The organism is Stieleria tagensis, from assembly GCF_024129865.1.
GTDB classification, from domain to species: domain Bacteria; phylum Planctomycetota; class Planctomycetia; order Pirellulales; family Pirellulaceae; genus Stieleria; species Stieleria tagensis.
Window position 1 is genome coordinate 1 of record NZ_JAMYFE010000079.1, and the last position, 18,879, is coordinate 18,879.

Annotated in this window: 14 protein-coding genes; 12 read left to right on the forward strand and 2 right to left on the reverse strand. The window is 55.6% G+C overall.

Annotated elements, in window-relative coordinates; all coding sequences use genetic code 11:
• Window positions 1-66: 66 nt before the first annotated feature.
• Both NHH03_RS18975 and NHH03_RS18980 read right to left on the reverse strand, forming a co-directional pair.
• A complete protein-coding gene (locus NHH03_RS18975; RefSeq protein ID WP_253158572.1) occupies window positions 67-1,566 on the reverse strand; it encodes a coiled-coil domain-containing protein in 1,500 nt (499 codons plus the stop codon).
• A gap of 18 nt (window positions 1,567-1,584) precedes the next feature.
• Window positions 1,585-1,986: a DUF6384 family protein gene (locus NHH03_RS18980; protein WP_390895594.1), complete on the reverse strand. Its 402-nt coding sequence runs from the start codon at window positions 1,984-1,986 to the stop codon at window positions 1,585-1,587.
• 239 nt (window positions 1,987-2,225) lie between these two features.
• Here NHH03_RS18980 and NHH03_RS18985 point away from each other — a divergent pair, with 239 nt between their 5' ends.
• From NHH03_RS18985 to NHH03_RS19040, 12 genes are all read left to right on the forward strand, one after another.
• Window positions 2,226-3,461: a cell surface protein gene (locus NHH03_RS18985; RefSeq protein ID WP_253158574.1), complete on the forward strand. Its 1,236-nt coding sequence runs from the start codon at window positions 2,226-2,228 to the stop codon at window positions 3,459-3,461.
• A gap of 3 nt (window positions 3,462-3,464) precedes the next feature.
• Window positions 3,465-3,731, forward strand: coding sequence for a hypothetical protein (locus NHH03_RS18990; protein WP_253158575.1), 267 nt, complete (start codon window positions 3,465-3,467; stop codon window positions 3,729-3,731).
• A 104-nt stretch (window positions 3,732-3,835) separates the two neighbouring features.
• A complete protein-coding gene (locus NHH03_RS18995; RefSeq protein WP_253158576.1) occupies window positions 3,836-7,747 on the forward strand; it encodes an FtsK/SpoIIIE domain-containing protein in 3,912 nt (1,303 codons plus the stop codon).
• Between the two features lie 48 nt (window positions 7,748-7,795).
• The gene (locus NHH03_RS19000; RefSeq protein WP_253158577.1) at window positions 7,796-8,125 is read left to right on the forward strand and encodes a histidine triad nucleotide-binding protein; all 330 of its coding nucleotides are present in this window, start codon (window positions 7,796-7,798) and stop codon (window positions 8,123-8,125) included.
• 136 nt (window positions 8,126-8,261) lie between these two features.
• Window positions 8,262-8,708: a hypothetical protein gene (locus tag NHH03_RS19005; RefSeq protein WP_253158578.1), complete on the forward strand. Its 447-nt coding sequence runs from the start codon at window positions 8,262-8,264 to the stop codon at window positions 8,706-8,708.
• Window positions 8,709-9,141: 433 nt separating this feature from the next.
• Window positions 9,142-9,726: a hypothetical protein gene (locus NHH03_RS19010; protein WP_253158579.1), complete on the forward strand. Its 585-nt coding sequence runs from the start codon at window positions 9,142-9,144 to the stop codon at window positions 9,724-9,726.
• A gap of 309 nt (window positions 9,727-10,035) precedes the next feature.
• Window positions 10,036-10,467, forward strand: a complete 432-nt coding sequence (locus NHH03_RS19015) for a FixH family protein (RefSeq protein WP_253158580.1) — start codon at window positions 10,036-10,038, stop codon at window positions 10,465-10,467.
• Between the two features lie 164 nt (window positions 10,468-10,631).
• Window positions 10,632-12,026 (forward strand): 4Fe-4S binding protein, encoded by a 1,395-nt coding sequence (locus tag NHH03_RS19020; protein ID WP_253158581.1) that lies wholly within the window; start codon window positions 10,632-10,634, stop codon window positions 12,024-12,026.
• 1 nt (window position 12,027) lies between these two features.
• On the forward strand, window positions 12,028-12,630 hold the full coding sequence (locus NHH03_RS19025) for a hypothetical protein (protein WP_253158582.1): 603 nt from the start codon (window positions 12,028-12,030) through the stop codon (window positions 12,628-12,630).
• Window positions 12,627-16,109, forward strand: a complete 3,483-nt coding sequence (locus NHH03_RS19030; protein ID WP_253158584.1) for an FG-GAP-like repeat-containing protein — start codon at window positions 12,627-12,629, stop codon at window positions 16,107-16,109. The genes NHH03_RS19025 and NHH03_RS19030 overlap by 4 nt, the downstream gene beginning before the upstream one ends.
• Complete coding sequence (locus NHH03_RS19035; protein WP_253158586.1) at window positions 16,106-17,896, forward strand: CRTAC1 family protein; 1,791 nt, start codon at window positions 16,106-16,108, stop codon at window positions 17,894-17,896. The genes NHH03_RS19030 and NHH03_RS19035 overlap by 4 nt, the downstream gene beginning before the upstream one ends.
• Complete coding sequence (locus tag NHH03_RS19040) at window positions 17,893-18,819, forward strand: RnfABCDGE type electron transport complex subunit D (protein WP_253158588.1); 927 nt, start codon at window positions 17,893-17,895, stop codon at window positions 18,817-18,819. The genes NHH03_RS19035 and NHH03_RS19040 overlap by 4 nt, the downstream gene beginning before the upstream one ends.
• Window positions 18,820-18,879: the final 60 nt, after the last annotated feature.

Here is an 18,879-nt window from a genome sequence, read left to right on the forward strand (position 1 = left end):
AACTGACGCGTCGGGTTACCAGAACAATGCAACTTCAAAACGCGTGTGTGGGTTCTCTTGATCGGGCTAGCGACGTCTGTCACGTCGATCGCTGCTGCCGTCATCGCTACTATCACCGCTGTCGATCAGGCGATTTTGATACCGGCGTCCTGAGTTTTGATACCGGCGATGACCGGCCCGCCGTGCATGACCGCTCATCGCTGCACCCGCTGCTTGCGCCATTGCGCTGACTAAGACTTGCGTCACCGGGTGCGTGGCAACGCTAGTCAATTGCTCCCCCAGCGAGGGCCCCCAACGCTGTCCGCGGCGGATCCGATCCCAAAGCTGTTCCACGTCGTCGTCGCTGGTCGCCCGGTGCAGATCGCCGATCACGTCGACCGACGACTGGAATTGTGAACGGGCGGCATCAAACTTGGCGGCACGAAACCGCTGCATCAAGCGACCGACCGCATCGACACAGCGTTGCATTTCTCGCAAATCATCTTGGTAGCTGCGTGTGTGGTCATCCAAATCATCCAGTTTCTGATCCACACCTTTGATGCTGGCAACAATTTGGTCATCGGTCAACGAGGGCGTCCGCCGCGCCCGCGAGGCCAAGTCATGCGTGTCGATCTTTGCCAGCATGTCACGAAACTGCGTCACCGCTTCGTGGTAATACGAACCGCGCGTGTCCTCCAGATCCGTGAGTTGTTTTTCCAACGCATCGGTTTGCTCGCGGATTTGATCCAGTTCGGCCAGCACACCTTCGCGGCGCTGTTGTAACTGATCCACTTTGGTGACCGCGGCGTTCAAACCCAACCGTTTCGCCACCCGATCACGCTGCGATTCCAACTCCTTCATCACCGTGTCAAGTGATTTCCGATCGTCGGCAATGATGCGCCGCATTTGATCGGGAGTGTTGACCAAAAATTCATAGCCCTGATTGGCTTTGTTGTAATCGATGTACTTGGCCAACCAGCGATCCATTCGCCGAGTGAATCCACGTTTGGTGTAGTCTTCGGTCCCGAATTTCTGATCTCGCAAATAGTTAAACAGCGAACTCTCTTCGTACGCCGGCAATTTGCGAGTCGCTTCCTGTTCGATTTGTTCCAAGTTTGATTCGGCGCGTTCCAAAGCGGCTTCGGCAACGGCCGCTTGCGTGGACAACGAGCTAAACTGTTGATCCGCCGCTAGCTCGTTCTTTACCTTCTCTGCCAGTTCGCTCTGCTGGACGTTCGCTTCATCCAGCGAAGTATTGATTTCCAACAAGCGGTCTTCTTGCAAATAGCGTTTGTCGTTGACTTCCGAAAGGGTGTCGGACAGTTGGCGATGCTGATCTTCCTTGCGCATCAACACCTGCGACATGCTGCTACGAACTTCGACCCAAGAGGATTCGATCGCATCGCGTGTCAATTCGGGCAAATAGTATTCAGCCAGGTTCAACAGCGAATCGCTGCGATCATGGTGTAGCTCGCCACGTTGCGTATCGATTCCAGCGATCTGGGACCGCATCTGTTCGATACGTTGCTGAACGTCTTTGTAACCGTCCATCAATTGACGGTGCATTTCCGGGCCGGAGGTCGTCATCGCGTGTAAGATCCTGCACTAACCAAAGAAATACCAAAGCCCAGCGCCGGCGGTGGCCAGACCCGCCATGGAATATAAAATCCGGTCACGCCAGATCCAGCAGTGAGCGACAAAATTATTCCACCCCGATTTCGGATCCGCATAGGTGTGCAGATTGTCCATGTACTGATCGATCGCCGCGTCCATCTCCGCTTCGGTCACATTGTCGCCAGAAAGACGCGCGGTCCGCATCAATTTTTCTCGCAGCGCCAAACGAATGTCATCGCGACGAAACATCTCCTCGGCCTGTTCGCGTTGGTCACGCATCTCACGGGCAACATCCATCACCCGCAGTGTCTCCTCAAGCGACAGATTTTGACCGGGCAATTCGATCTTTGACGAGGGCTTGGGCTGAGTCGCTTGTGCTTGGCTCATGGCAATGGACCGGGTGACAATTTCGTACGGATGTCAGTGGGCAGCGTTCAATCCGCCGCGTACAACATAACCTACGCGGCACAGTGCGATAACGGTCCCTGACGCGACAATCTGGTGGCTCGATTGCGTCCCAGGCACCGGCGCGCTAACTTGGGGAAACATGCATGATGCGTTTCGTGCCCGTTCTTGTCATTAGAAATCCTGTTCTTTCGCAAAACACTATCCGCCGAAGGATTTTGAAGCCCATGTCCGACCAAGCTCAAGCCAGCGCACCGCAGCCAAGCCAAGCCAAAACGAAAACGCAAGCTCAGACGCGCGACACCAGCAAAATGCGAAAGTACCTGGATGACGCGATGCAGGTGCTGAAAAAATTCGGCGTCGACAGCAAGAATTCCGCCCCCCAAGAACTGATCACCTTGCTCGAAAGCGTCAAACACGTTGACGAAGCCAAAGTGCTGGCAATTGCCGACGTGATCCAACACATGGGTGCCTTCAATGCGCTGGTGCGAGAAAACGTCGAAAGCATCCAAATCGGCAATCGCTACATGCAGATCACCCAGGAATTCGATTCCGTTCGCGAGGACAGCAAACGTCTGATCAGCCAACTCGACGATGGCAAAATCAGCGGCACGGAAAAAATCTCCAATTGGTGGATGAAGATGCGCCGCGGCACCCCGAATGACCGCTTCGAAAAAATCATCGAAATCTACGGTGACGTCGCTAAAGACACCAAGGAAGCGCTCAAAAGCGAAGAATTGATCATGGACGCCTACATCGATTTTCGCTTTGCACTCAAAGAAGCCGAAATCCTGTCGCGTGAATTGCTGGACGAACATGCCCCCACACTGGACGCCGCCCGGCAAGGCTTGGCCACCGCCCAGGAAGCACTGGACAATTACACCGGGACCGATGAAGGCGGAAAAAGCCAACTGGAACTGGCCCGCGACGAATCGCGACACACCTACGAACAGGAAGACGAGACCTACCAACTGCTCAAAGACATCGCCGAAAATTTGCAGATCGGTTACGACGTCGGAGAAACGTTGATCACCAAACTGAAACAAACTCATGACGTCAAAGAACGTGTGTTCCGACGGGCGGTCACCTTCTTCACCACCAACGAACACGTCTTCACCATCCTGGGCACCGTTTACCAAAGCCAACATGGATTGCACGAAGTCACCCAGGCCACCGAAGCGATGAAGGATGGCGTCAATAAGGGACTCGAAGACGTCGCCAACTTAGGTCGCGAACTCGAGCGTGCGGCACTCAAGGCAGGCTATGGCAGCACCATCGATCCGGAATCGGTACAAAAACTAGTGGATGCCATCAGCGGATTTCAGATCGAGTCGCTGGAATTGATCACCGAACTCCGCAAGGAGAGCGAGGAGAGCACCAAAGCAATTCGCAAGAGCGTCGAAGAGGGCAAAAAGAAATACCAGGAAACGCTGGCACGCCACGCCCGGCGGGAGCTGGGTTAACCGATGCCCCTCGACCCACTGAACCTGTCGCCGCTGGTCGATGCCCAAGGCCGTATTCGACATGAGTTCAATGATTTTGCGCGACTGTGGCAGGACACCAAACAGGACTGGCGCGACGATCGTGCGCGGCGGTTTGAACAACAGCACCTGGCGTCGCTCGGTCCAAGCCTTAGCCGCTTCGCCACGGCATTGGCCGAATTGACGGAATTACTGCGCAAGTCGCAGGCCGCCGTCGCGGACACCGGACAGAACTCCCGCGAGCTATACTGAGATGAAAAAGGGGCGAAACCGGCTCGGTGGTCACGCTTGCTGTGCCGCTTTCGTTGAATCGTCCCCCTTGCACTCAGCCCTTCTCGTCTCCTCTGTACCGCACCATGAAAGACTCTTCGGTTGCACCTGCTGGGTTGTTCTCGCCCGAAAGACAGCGTCGACTGATCGAATCTCTGGCCGCTCGGTTTGATGTCTGTCAACAGCAACGACAACAACTGAACCGGCAACACGCCGAAGAACGCGACCAGGAAGAACATCAATTGTTGGCGGACCGTAATGCGGTCACCACCGACTGTCGCCGCCAGCGACGCGTCACTCTTGGGCAATGGGATGCCGCCGAGGAAAAGGTGTTTGCCCAATACGAAGAAGAAACGGTTCAGACCCGGAACGAATTGAATCGTTTGGCGGCCATTTTTCGCAAGAAACGAAAGGATGGAATCGATGCCATCGAGCGAAAATCAGAAGCCCGTCGCGAGGCCGTTGAGCAACAATTCGATGCCAGGAAGCACCATCCGGGTCAACAGAGTAAGAAAGAGTTCGATCAAATCAACGCCGCCTTGCTACCGTTGGGCGAGAACCTGACCTGGGCGCGAGATTTAACTCTGCGTCGTTTAGACGGCCTGCCGACAGTTCCGCCGGCTGAATCAGCTGATCAAGACATGAGTCAACCGGAACCGGAATCGGTTCCACAAACCATTGATACGATCGGACGATTGTCGCAAACCTGCCAAGAATATGTCAGCGAATTGCAAACCGGTGCGGCCGCTAAATTTGTCGATTCATTTTATTTGCCTGGCGGCGTCGCGGTCGCCGTCGTGCTGTGGTGCACCGCCATTGCCTTGATCCGCCCACAAGCATTTTGGGTTTACATGGTGTCCGGTGTCGTCGTCGCCGGACTGATCGGATTTGGCATCTACGCTGCCCTATTGATTCCGCTGCGTCGCCAGACGCGGCGACTGTATCCGCTGATCGAACGGATCGGCCACTCCGCCGAAGACGTTGCGGCGGCGGGTCGAAAGATTTCCGCCGACCAATCCGAACAAGCGCTACGCGAACTACAAGAACGGCGTGACAGCCATTTGGAATCCGCTGCCCATTGGAAACAAGAGCAACTCGAACAGTTAACCGTCGACCTGCACCGCGACGAATCGGCCGCCAAACGCGACCTGGAACAAAAGCTGATTCAACTGAGTGATCAGTTTCGTTCACAAAGCAGTGATCTGGAGCGTGAAATGCATCATCGCGCCGAACAGGTCGCAACGACGATCACGCAGCAACTAACCGAAACCGATCAAGCCCTGCACCTGCAACGAGAAACCAACGCCAATCGACGCCAGCATGAATTGCAGCGGGTAACCGACCGAATGCGTGACGGGGTACGCGTCGGACTGGACCGTATTTCTGCCGCCAAACAAACCGCCGCACAGCGGTTCCCGACTTGGGACACAGTCGCCGCCGAGCCGCAATCCCAGTCAGCGAACTTAGATTTTGTTCCGCTGGGAAACATCAGCATCCGCGAATCGCTTGGACGCACGCTGACCACCGTTGCCGGGCCAACGGCTGATGGTACGGCTGAGGAATCAATCGATTTGACACCGATGTTTCGCAGTCACGAGATCCCCAGCGAATTGCCGATTGCACTGCATCGCCGCCTGCACAGCGGATTGCTGATTCACGCCGCCGCCGACCAGATGAACCAAGCCACGCAACTTGTGCATCAAGTGCTTTGGCGAATGCTCTCGGGCACTTCCGGCGGACGCAGCAAATTGACCCTGATTGATCCGGTCGGCCGCGGCCAAAATTTCACCGCGTTCATGTCGTTGGCGGATCACGATCCGTCACTGGTCAGCCATCGGATCTGGACCACCGAAAACCAAATTGAAACGCGACTGGGCGAAATCGCACAGCACGCCGAAGACGTGTTACAAGCGAGCCTGCGAGACCAATTCCAGCGCATCGAGGATTACAATCAGTTGGCCGGTTCGATGGCCGAACCCTATCAAGCGGTGGCGGCGATCGGGCTGCCCGAAGGATTGACGCGGGGCGGTTACAAACACCTACGGGCGTTGATCGAAAGTGGCCTGCGCTGCGGCGTGTTCGTGCTGTTAGTCTGCCGAAAAGATGCCGCTTGGCCCAATGATATGCCACAGCCAAGTGATCCACGCCTGCTGGAGATGTCGATCGACTCGCAAGGCAATTGGAAACTGATTCACGACGGGCTGGACGATCTGAAATTCACGCCGGCCGCCGATGTTCCCGCAGAACTGCGTGGCCAACTGGTTGAAAAGATCGGAACCGCGGCGACGATGGCGGCACGTGTCGAAATCCCGCTGGCCTCGATTCTGCCGACCAACGGCGGACAAGGATCCACCGACGATGGAATCAAAATCACGATCGGCAGCCAAGGCGGACACCGCACGTTGGCGTTGGAATTAGGCGAAGGGGTCCGCCAACATGTCCTGATCGCCGGCAAGACCGGTAGCGGTAAAAGCACGCTCCTGCACTCGATCATCACCTCGGGTGCCTATCTGTACTCACCCGATCAACTGCAGTTCTACCTGTTGGATTTCAAGAAGGGAGTGGAGTTCAAATCGTACGCCGATAGCGGTTTGCCGCACGCGCGCGTGATCGGGATCGAAAGCGAACGAGAATTCGGCCGCAGCGTCCTGCAACGACTCGACGACGAACTGCAACAGCGTGGTGAATTATTCCGATCCCAGTCGGCGCAGGAACTTTCGGATTACCGCGTCAAGAGTGGCCAATCGATGCCACGGATCATGCTGGTGATCGATGAATTCCAAGAATTGTTTGTGCGTGACGACCGTGTCGCTGCCGAGTGCGGGATGTTGTTGGACCGCTTGGTCCGCCAGGGCCGCTCATTCGGAATCCATGTGGTCCTAAGCAGCCAGTCATTGGCCGGTGCCCATTCGCTGCCACGCGCGACACTGGGTCAAATGGCGGTGCGAATTGCCATGCAGTGCAGCGAATCAGACGCCGCCTTGATTTTGGCCGACGACAACACTGCCGCCCGCCTGATCTCGCGCCCCGGCGAAGCGATCTACAATGACGCCGGCGGATTAGTCGAAGGCAATCAACCGTTCCAAGTCGCATGGCTCGGTTCTGACAAACACGATGAATTGCTGGCGACCATCACCCAGCGCGACCATGCCATCACTGATGACCTGGCACCGCCGGTTATTTTCGAGGGCAACCGGCCCTGCAAATGGTCGCCACAACTGGCCTCGGCGGCGATCGGTGATCAAACGCAATCCGCCGACCAGCTGCATGGCTTACTGGGAGAGGCCGTTGAAATTGGACCGCCCGTTGCGCTGCAGTTGTCGCGAAACGCCGGCCGCAATGTCTTGATGATCCCGCCGGCCGACGCGCGACCGGGTTTACTGGGATCCACCTTGTCCGGGTTCGCGAAATCTCACCCGGACCTTGAAGTGATCTATTTCAACGGCAATCGCGACAATGAAACCCAGTCGCTGTATCCCTGGCTACAGTCGGTGGGGATCAACGCCAGTGAAATCAAACCGCGTGACAGCGCGGCCGAAATGAACCGCTTGGTGGAACTGGTCAAAGAGCGCGGCGACGAAGCCGTCGACGTTTCACCGATCGTGATCGTGATCGACCCACTGGATCGATTTCGTGATTTTCGCCATGAAGACACCTTTAGTTTCTCGCTCGATGCGGCGCCCGGTGGGATGAATGGGGGGCAAGCGATGCGTGAGGTTCTCAAAGACGGTCCGCCGGCCAATGTGTTTTGCATCTTGGTGTGTGGCGGCGCGGAAATTGTCAGCCGCTGGTTACCGCGACAATCTCAGCACGATGTCGAACTGCGCGTGCTGGGGCGACTCAATGCCTCGGATTCCTCTCTTTTGATCGATTCACCGGTCGCCAGCGACCTGTCCGCTGCGACGATGTTGTTGTATGACGAACCGGCCGGCAAAATCAGCAAATTTCGCCAGCCCGATCTGCCGGAGGCTTCTGACGTTCGCGACTGGCTGGTCTAACTATGCGATAGCCTTTCAACACGGTTTCCCTCCCTAACAACCATCGACATGTCGTCCATTTTTAAAAAAATCATCGACCGCGAAATCCCTGCCGACATCGTTTACGAAGACGACCTCTGTCTGGCCTTTCGAGACATCAATCCGAAAGCCCCCGTGCATGTGCTGGTGATCCCCAAAAAAGAAATCCCATCACTAGCGGACCTCAACGATGACGATGAAACGATCGTCGGCCACTGCGTGGTGGCTCTCGCCAAGATCGCCGCCGCCGAAGGTTTACACGACGGCTACAACATGATCGTCAACTGTGGCGAAGCAGGCGGCCAAGAAGTCCCCCATTTACATTTCCATCTGATGGGAGGGCGTCAACCGAAATCTTAGGCTGCCAGTTTCCGCAGTGTCCGACGGCCCAGCGCCTATCTGGTCGTGCGCCCATCAAGAACCTCGGGTTGTAGCCATAAAACCCGCAATGTGTTTTATATTGACACTCGAGACCGATAACGTAAACTAATCGGTTATGTCAACTTTTTCTTCCAATCGAACCTCCCCCCAGAGGACTGACGCGTCGGGTTACCGGGCGTATGCGTTTGGAATTTTGTTGGCCTTGCCGATGCTGCTGGGACAGGCGACGTTGGCCTATGGCAGCTGTGGAGATTGGCTGGCCCATGGCCCGACAACGAACAGCGATTCGGTGATCACCAAAGTCGAACTTGTCTCCGGTATCAGCCGCTTGTTCGATCTGTCAATTCCAGCCCCCTGCCAAGGCCCTCACTGCGACAGTGGATCACCGGTGACAATGCCGCCGCTGGCAGTGAATCGTGCCCCTACTTCGAAAGTCGTTGGCACGTTGACGGTGGTTGCCGAAACCCTTCGAGATGAATCGACCGAACGGTCAAATCTTCTACCACAACAGAACGCTCTTCCAGGACACCTGTGCCGAATTGATCGGCCTCCAACGTCCTAAGCGGCAGGTCCGGTGAACCAGCAGTGCAGATGTATCTGCGCCCGTACGGTTCTATCCAGCCGACCTGTGCATGTTTGATTTTGCTAATCAGAGACCCGCCTGATTCGTTGTCATTGGACGACGTTTCGCAAGGGCAAACTGAATGCAAAACACTGACCGGCGTTGCACCGATCGTTTGATCTGCGCGCTCATTCGCCGGTTCACATGCGACGCCTGACGCGGCTTGCTGCGCGATGACCGATCGCGCATTGGGCCCTCCTTCCCGCTTCACCTTCGCGACGCAAACAACACAGTTTGCCAGCTGATGGGGCGTGGATAATTGATGAACCGTTGTCATCCTTGATTTTCTGCTGCGCGGTTCACCACTGTGAAATTCCGCCACTGCAATTCATTCCTGCTTCCGTTTTGTCCCACCATTCCAGGCAGATTTATTATGTCAGCTGCTACCTGTGCGATCCCGGATCAGTCCAGCCAAATGAGCTGGATGGAAAAGATTAACGGTCCCTACCACAAGCAAGCCCTGTGGATTTACACGGCCATTGTGCTCGCCCATTGGTCCGAACATTTGGCTCAAGCGATCCAGATTTATGTGCTCGGCTGGCCGATCCCTGAATCACGGGGCGTCGTCGGACTGTGGTTCCCCTGGATGGTCACCTCGGAAGCACTCCATTACGGCTATGCACTGGTGATGTTGATCGCGTTCTGGATTCTCCGCAAAGGCTTTGTCGGACAGTCTTACACGTGGTGGATGATCGCATTCTGGATTCAATTCTGGCATCACATCGAACACGCGCTTCTGCAGGGACAAGCCATTTTTCAGCACAACCTGTTCGGATCACCCGTCCCCGTCAGCATTCTTCAGTTGGTCATTCCACGGGTCGAACTTCACCTCTTCTACAACACCGTGGTTTTTGTCCCGATGGTGCTCGCGATGTTCTATCACATGTTTCCGTTACCCGGCGAAGAGGCGCATCAGGGTTGCTCCTGCGCTTGGCAAACGCGTGCCACACGGGCGTGACTCAATTCTCATTCAACCTCTATCGATTTAGGTGCGCTATGAACTTCATTCGATCTTTGATCTCCGTTTTCCTGATTGCACTACTGTTTGTTTCCATCGCCGGATGGTTTTGGGCAGGCGATCAACCCTCAGCAAAAATGGTGGGTTCACGTGTCGTCCTGACACTGTGTGGCGTCTCATCGCTGGGGTGCTTGTGGTTGCTTTGGAGCGCCAAATCGGGTGTGGGATCACCGGATCAGTTGAATCGAGCCGACCTGGCTTGATCGTAGAGACATTCCAATGAATCACATTTCGAATAGGTAATTCACCGTGAAACTCAGCAATCTTCCCGATGTGCGGCATGATCGATCGTTTGCGATCGTCATTGGGCTGTGCCTGGTGTTGACCGCGATTCTGGTCGCCGGATGCGCCCCACAGCCGTCTGAGACGACCAATGACCTTCGCGTTGATGTGACGCTGTCCCCCTCGCCACCGGTTGTCGGCAACTCAAGCGTCACCCTGCAGGTTTCCGACACCAGCGGTGAACCGGTTGCCGTCTCGGATCTTCAGATCGAAGGCAATATGAACCACGCCGGTATGAAACCATCGTTCGCTGAAATGCAGGCCGTTGGTCCCGGCCACTATGAGGGAACACTCGACTTTACGATGGGCGGTGACTGGTTCTTGCTCGTCACTGCGACCACATCGTCTGGAGCCACGATAGAGCGCAAGATCGATGTGCCGGAGGTGGGCGTGCAGTGATTGCTGTGGCGCAAAACGATCGAAAGAAGTCACTCGATCCTGTGGACCGCGGTACCGGGGATCCCCCACCGCTGTCACCTACCACAGGATTCGATTTACTTCGTGTTCCGGGACTCGGCCGTTTCTTGCGCTGGCGTTGGTCACGAACGCTGCTTCAGGTACCCATGTTTGCGCTCAGCCTGATCATGATCGCTCACGCGTTTTGGGGACCTCAATTGGCTCCCAAGAACCTGGCCGCACTGCTGACCTGGGTCCATTTTCGCGGGTTGGTCGTGTTGGTCATTCTGTTGGCCGGCAATCTATTCTGCATGGCGTGTCCGTTCATGTTGCCTCGGGAAATTGCCCGACGCATGCATTTACCCAAGTGGGACTGGCCCAAACGATTTCGCAATAAGTGGCCGGCGATCATGCTTTTCGTAATGGTTCTGTTTGCGTACGAATTGTTTGATTTGTTCGCCGATCCGTGGTGGACCGGCGGACTAATTGTGGGCTACTTCGCTGTCGCGTTGTTCGTCGATTCCTTCTTTCGTCGAGCATCGTTCTGTAAGTATGTCTGCCCGGTCGGGCAATTCAACTTCCTCAGCGCCACCATGGCTCCGTTGGAGATATCGGTACGTGATCGACCGACATGTGACCATTGCCAAACCAAAGACTGCATCCGCGGTGGGTTTGCATCTGCAACTGCTTCAGCCGACCGCGTCAGCAAAACGCGTGACACCACTGACCGGCTGGCGTTGCCCGTCTATCAACGCGGCTGTGAATTGGCGTTGTTCTTGCCCCGCAAGGTCGGCAACTTGGATTGCACGTTTTGCATGGACTGTGTTTATGCCTGTCCACACGACAATGTGGGGCTTTTCGCGCGCTTGCCTGCGGAAGAGCTGACAGTCACTGGAACTCGATCAGGTCTGGGTAACCTCGACCAGCGTTTTGACCTGACGGCACTGATCATCGTGTTCGCTTTCGGCGCGCTGTTGAATGCATTCGCCATGATCAGTCCCGTCTATGCCTTGGAGCAATGGATCTCCGACCAATCCGGGTTGCAGATCGAGTGGCCCATTTTGATGTCCCTGTTTGCAGTGGGATTGGTTCTGGAGCCCGCGATCTTGTTGTTTGGCGCTGCCGCTTCCTTTCGCGCCGTGACACGCTCCACCGGATCACTGCTATCGATTGTCAATCGATTCACCCGGTCGCTGATCCCGCTTGGATTTGGCGTCTGGTTAGCACATTACGGCTTTCACTTCTTTACCGGTTTCCTAACGGTGATTCCCGTGGCACAAAACGCGGCGCTTCGCTCGTCCGGTTCGGCTTGGCTGGGAACGCCGCAGTGGCAATTGGGTGGAATGCCAGAGTCGATTGTCTTTCCGATGGAAATCGGATTCATGAGTCTCGGCCTGCTCGGCTCATGGCTGGTCAGCTGGGCGATCTCGACTCAAGTCTCACCACAACGTGCGATGCTAGGGTTCGTGCCTTGGGGCATCTTGCATCTGACGATGTTCATCGCTGCGGTCTGGATCATGAATCAGCCCATGGACATGCGGGGGACCTTTTTAGGAGGCTGAAATGAAAATGATCAATGCACGACAATTTCTCCAACGTCTGTCCATCGCGACGGCTATTGCCTTTCTTCTGCACTGTCCGTCGACGGTGGCCCACGAGGGGCCACCCTTTCCAGTACTGCTGGATGAACCCATCAACGACCATACCATTTCCATCTGGGCAGACCCTGACATCGGCCAAGCGAGGTTTTTCATCGTTTTGGAGACAGCCGACGGAGGCATCCCCCGGCAAGAGCCAACCGTCACTCTAGGGACCGAACCGACCAGCCATCGCTTGGAATCGGTTGAATATCCTGCCAAGCGTCAATCACTTCGCAATCGCATGCAGTTCGAAGCGCATCCAACGTTTGACCAACGCGACCTCTGGACCGTTGCAGTTCGTCTGTCGATGCCCGATCAACAGACTCAGGAGATCACGATCGAGGTGGAATCGACGCCTCCCGGATTCGGCGCTTGGGATCTTGCCATCTACCTGTTTCCATTCGCGCTTTTTGGTGGCATGTGGGGTTGCGCGTTGATCAACAGGCGGCGCGCGTCCAGGCAGCGAACTGCTCCCCTTGCAACATCCAATGACTCTGGCCAAATGCATTTGGAGTCGGCCCAATGAAATCGAAAACAGAACGCTCGCTAGCGAGACCCGCCAGTGTCGCCATCCTAATCCTCCTTGCCGCAGTTCTGGCAATATGGTGGTCAAGGAATGACGAAACCCCGACCGAACCGACCGCCCTACCGACGAGTGAGGAAACGGTCGCTGATTTCTACAGCAGTTTGGCGGCATTGGATGTCGAAGAAAACGAACGCGCCGCGCGGATCCTTGAACAACGTGTGCTTGTGGAAACAGGTGAACCGGCATTGTGGGCAAACCTGGCAATCGCACAATTGCGATTGAACGAACCGGACAAGGCAAGCCAATCCCTGCATCACGCGCTGGATCTGAACGTTGACTCACGCGAGTTGAGGTTATTAAACGCCCGAATTTTGGAGTACAACGGGCAGATCGAAGCGGCTATTGAGCAGTTGAGAAAACTTCACCACGACTGGCCTGAGAATCTCTCGGTCACTTTCTCGCTGTCAAATCTACTGGGTCAAATCCGCAGCGATTCGGCAGAGTCCGAACGGCATACCTTGCTGAAAGAATTAGTCAGCCGATCGCCCAACAACCTGCGGGCATTGTGTGAGTTGGCACGCGTGTCGGCCGCTGGCGAACACCAGAGCGACTTGCTTTCAGTGATCGACAAACTGAGTCGAGATCAGGATCAATGGCCTGAACCATTGCGTCAGCAGGTGGCCGCGGCCGACAAGGCCGCTGAGGAGGGCGATTTCCGCCAAGCCGCGCTGTCGATCACATTTTTTGAAAACCTGGCCAAGCCACAATCGGAATACCAACAAAGCCTGGCACAGCTAGGCATGCTCTCGCTAGGCGCTGTCGGAACTCCGCTGCGTTCCATGCAGCGACTTGAACTGCCCGATGTCTCTGCGGCAAACGCTGATCTGCAGATGACATTCAAATTACAGCAACCTTTTGGAAAAGCAGCGCGGCCCGACCTCGTGATGGCGATGGACCATTCTGGAGAGCGACGCTCAACCCTTTTGTCGCTCTCTGAGAATTTAATCCACGCCGATCAGTCGGCCGCGCTGCCCTTTCCAGGATTGTCGATCGATGCCGTCTCCACCAGCCTTTGCGTCGCCGATTTAAACTCCGACTTTCACCTGGATTTGGTCAGTGTCGGCGCACAGGGATGTCGAATTTACACGGGCTCGGCCGAGGGAGATTTTAACGAATTGTCAATCGAACTCGAAGATCTGAATCGTTCCTGGTTGTCCGCATGGGCCGTGGACATCGACGCCGATGGCGACCTGGACCTTCTACTGAGTGATCATCAAACCTCGCTGACCTGGATTCGCAACAACGGGGATGACACCTTTGATGCCCCCGAAGACTTTCCCGAAATCGAAGCGGTCGTTGAGCTGTGTCAGTTCGATTTTGATCTTGACGGTGACATCGACTTGGTCACTTTGGATCAGGCGGGGCGACTGGTCACTTGGCAAAATAACCGCAACGGTCAATTCGTAACTTCGGATTTCCCGACAACGACCGTTCGTGCGGGGATAGCAGTGGGAGATATCGACCGCGATGGCCGTTTCAATTTGGTTTCAATCGACAGCACAGGCACGATCAGCGTTGCGGATTGGAGCAACAATCGCTGGTCCGAAAATCCTCTTGAAAAGTGGTCTCTGGACGAATCATCGCTGCATCCCGGTGAGGTCATGTTGGCGGTTGCCGATATCGACAACAATGGCGGCGTCGATCTGATCACCAGCAGCCAATTCCGGTCAGCCATCTGGCTTCGCACCGCCGATGCTTCCTGGGCAAAGCTTCCACAATCTCCCGAACTGCACATTGCATCGATCCTGGATTTTGATCGCGACGGATTGCTTGATTTCGTCGGTCGATCCGAAACGAGTCCGCTGATCGCATTGAACTCCAGCCAGAAGGGCTATGGATGGCAATCGATCGAACCACGTGCCAATTCGGGCGCCGGAGACAAACGGATTAATTCGTTCGGGATCGGCGGACGGATCGAAGTGCGAGCCGGAAATCTGGTTCAGGCCAACGCGATCGACACCCCTCGTGTCCATTTCGGACTTGGACAAGCCAAGCAAGCCGAAATCGCCCGAATCATTTGGCCCAACGGAACCGTGCAAGCTGAATTTGATCTTGAAAGTCGCCAGAGCTTCGTAGCCAACCAACGACTCAAAGGATCTTGTCCGTGGGTCTTCACTCACGACGGAAGTGGCTTTCGCTTTCTCAAGGACTTTCTTTGGCGGTCCCCGTTGGGATTGCGCATCAACGCCCAGGCGACCGCCGGTGTCACCCAAACCGAAGACTGGATCAAGATTCCCGGTGATCAGCTGACAGCGATCGACGGGCGATACCAAATACGAATCACCGCGGAACTTTGGGAAACACACTTTTTTGATCATGTCACACTGTTGGCGATTGATCATCCGATCGAGACAGCGATGTTTGTCGACGAACGGTTTTTACCACGCGGAAAACCAATTCAAGCACCGGTCATAACGACCACTCCACGGGCCTTGGCAGGGATGTCCGACGAGCTTGAAAACCCGCTGGGCGATGTTCTTCGGTCCAATGATGGTCGCTACGCGGACAAATTCACATTGGGCCAGTACCAGGGTGTCGCCCAAGAACACTGGGTGCAATTCGAACTACCGGATCAAGCTCCCGCAGACGATTCGGTTTTGATCGTAGGTCACGCCTGGATCTATCCGACCGACAGTTCCTTGAATGTGGCGTTAGATCAGGGATCGACCGAGCGACCGTTTGGGCTGGTGCTGGAGCAGCAACATCCAGACGGGCATTGGGTGACGCTGCAAAACGACTTGGGTTTCCCGGCGGGAAAGAACAAAGACGTGCTGATCGAATTGCCCGACGACGCACTCGCATTGTCGCGACGATTCCGTCTCCGTACCAATATGGAAGTCTACTGGGATTCGCTGCGATGGTGCATCAGGATCGATGATACCCAACCACAGGTGACCAAGTTAAAAACAGCGACTGCGAAGCTCTGTTACCGCGGATACTCTGAACTATTACCCGTGGATCGACGACGGCCCGACACGCCGCTGTATCAAGTGATTGGCCGACAACAACGCTGGCTCGATCTAGAAGGGTTCCATACACGATTCGGTGACATCGATGAACTGTTGACTTCAGTGGATGATCGCTATGCCATCGTGAACGCAGGCGACGAACTGCAATTTGAATTCGAATCCATAGCCGACCCGCCCGCCGGATGGCAACGAGATTTTGTGCTGGTCGGTGATGGCTGGGTGAAAGATGGTGACTTCAATACTGCCTTCTCACAAACCGTTCACCCGCTACCGACCCATGCAGATCCGGACTACGGCGGTCCATTGACATCCCTTCCAGATGATCCGGTGTTCAAAGAACATGCTGACGATTGGCGGCACTATCACACACGCTTTGTCACTCCAAAACATCTTCAACAGCAATTGTGGCGGAACCATTCGCCAACCCTCAATCAAGAGAGCCAACCATGACGCATCCGAGACAAATCATCTTGGCAGTTTTGTTCCTGGGGCTGTTGATCGGGCCGGCCGCGTACTTTCGCTGGAACGCAGACAGCGATGTGCACGCCCATTCCAGCCCTGGTGAACGCGAAAACCTGTTCGAACGATACGGATTTGTTCTCCAGGAATCGGCCGCCCAAGCTGGCATCGACTTTCTCCACCACCCACCGAAAATCGACTCGCGCCTGGACCACATCGCGCCGCAAATCGCGGCCATGGGAGCCAGCGTTGCGGTGGTCGACTTCGACCGTGATGGCTGGCAGGACTTCTATCTGACAGACAGTGCGCCCGGCAGTTCCAATCGCCTATATCGCAATCAGCAAAACGGAACCTTTCAAGACGTCGCGGCGGAAATGGGACTGGCCGATCTGAACCGATCCGGAACAGGTGCCTGCATGGGATCTGTTTGGGCCGATATCAACAACGATGGATTCGAAGACGTGTTGGTCTACAAATGGGGCCGCGTCGAACTGTTTCGCAATCAGCAAGGCAAAACGTTTGAGCGAATCACGGAAGCGGCGGGATTGCCGGACTGGGCGAACATCGGCTCCGCCACTTGGCTGGACTACGACCGTGACGGATTGATCGATCTGTTCCTGGCGGGCTACTGGCCAGAAAGTGTGCACTTGGAAAAACTGGACCACACTCGCATCATGCCGGAAAGCTTCGAATACGCCAACAATGGCGGAAGAAAATGGCTGCTCCGCAATAACGGCAACGGAACCTTCCATGACGTGACGGCGGACGTTGGGATCGATAGCACGCGATGGACCCTGGCCGTTATCGCTGCTGATTTCAATGACGACGCATTTCCCGATTTGTTTCTCGCCAACGACTACGGAGTTTCCGAATTCTATCTCAACCAGGATGGAAACGGTTTCAGCGAGATCGGAAAGCAAACGGGAATCGGACATGCGCCCAAAAGCGGCATGAACGCAGCGGTCGGCGATGTCTTGAACCGGGGACGCCTTGCCATCTATGAATCCAATATCTCCGAAGAGGGTGTCCTGCTACAGGGAAACAATTTGTGGTTCCCCGCCGCAGGTGATTCACTGCGGTTTGACAACTTGGCATCGGTGATGGGCATTGAACTGGCCGGCTGGAGTTTCGGGGCTCAGTTCGGAGACCTGAACAATGACGGTTTCATCGATTTGTACGTCACCAACGGCTACGTCTCGGGAGATCGTGGCACAAGTTATTGGTATGACTTTTCACAAATCACGGGCGGTCACCAGCACATCATTTCGGATACCCAGAATTGGCCCGAAATGAAGGGGCGCAGTCTGGCGGGATATCAGTCCAAACGACTCTGGTTGAATGACGGTGCCGGTCAGTTCCAGGATGTCGCCCAGTTCGTTGGCGCGACAGACCGTCTGGACGGGCGTGCCGTGGCCCTTGCCGATTTCAACAACCAAGGTGATCTCGATCTGGTCGTCGCCAACCAGCGCGGTCCCCTGCTGCTCTATCAAAACGAGGTTCAACCGCAGCGCCACTGGATCGCATTTGAACTGCAGGGAACCCACAGCAATCGCAGTGCGATCGGTGCCCAGATTCGTGTCGACTGGGGTGGCCAGCAACAACTTCAGGAACTGGTCGCCGCCAGTGGATACTCCGCTCAAAACCAACGGCGACTGCACTTCGGGCTGGGAGACGCCTCCCGGGTCGAACGAGTTTCGATCCGCTGGCCGTCGGGCAAGAAACAGCTGATCGAAAACCCGAGCGTCAACCAAACTCATCAGATCCAGGAACCGGAATGAGCCCTCTCGAACCCGTCGAATTGGACGCCAGGCCATCCTCGGCTGCCGCCGAACTCGTCACAGATACCGCTGATTCATCCGCAACGGATTCGTCGAACCGGTCGCATTGGCGTCGATTGTTGACGCTTGAGAACCGCTTCCTCGCGCCAATGTTGATCAGCAGCATCCTGCTGGTAGGACAACTGACTTTCGGATTCTTGGAAAGCTGGTGGCAGACCCTGTTGGCTATCACTGTCGCGATCATCTGTGAACTGGTGCTGGGCAAGATGATTGTCGGCAAGTTCCCGCATTTGGCGAGCGCTTACATTTCTGGCATCAGCGTCGGCATCCTCATCCGATCGCCGTTTCTGTGGCCGTTTGCTTTGTGTGCTCTGATTTCGATCATGTCAAAATACGTCTTGCGCTGGCAAAACCGACACCTTTGGAATCCATCGAATTTCGGCGTCAGTGCGATGCTGTTCTTGTACCCGGCCGCAGTCGCCAGCTTGAGCATCCAGTGGGGCAATACGATCTGGCCGATGGTCGTGGTATGGACGCTGGGAGCATTGATCATCAGCCGCTTGAAGCGATTCCATATTTGTCTGACCTATGTGCTGTCGTTCATCGGACTGTCGGCCGCTCGCAGCTTGATCACCGCCAGCCCGTTCCTGGCAAACGTCGCTCCGTTGACCGGTCCGATGTACCAGTTGTTTGTGTTCTTCATGATCACCGACCCTCGAACCACAGTCAGTACCAAACGCGGGCAATGCTTGGTGGCGTTCGCGATCGCGGTCGTGGAGATGTTTCTTCGATTGGGAGAGGTGATCCACGCACCCTACTACGCTCTCTTTTTGGTCGGTCCCACCGCCTTGGTCGCCGAATTGGCATGGAAGAAGCGGCAGAACAGCCTCCAAACCGCAAACCTGTCCGCTGTGAATCCCTAACGTTTGCAACGATTCGGCCGACCGCTGAAATTCATTTTTACCCTTGGGTACACGAACAGC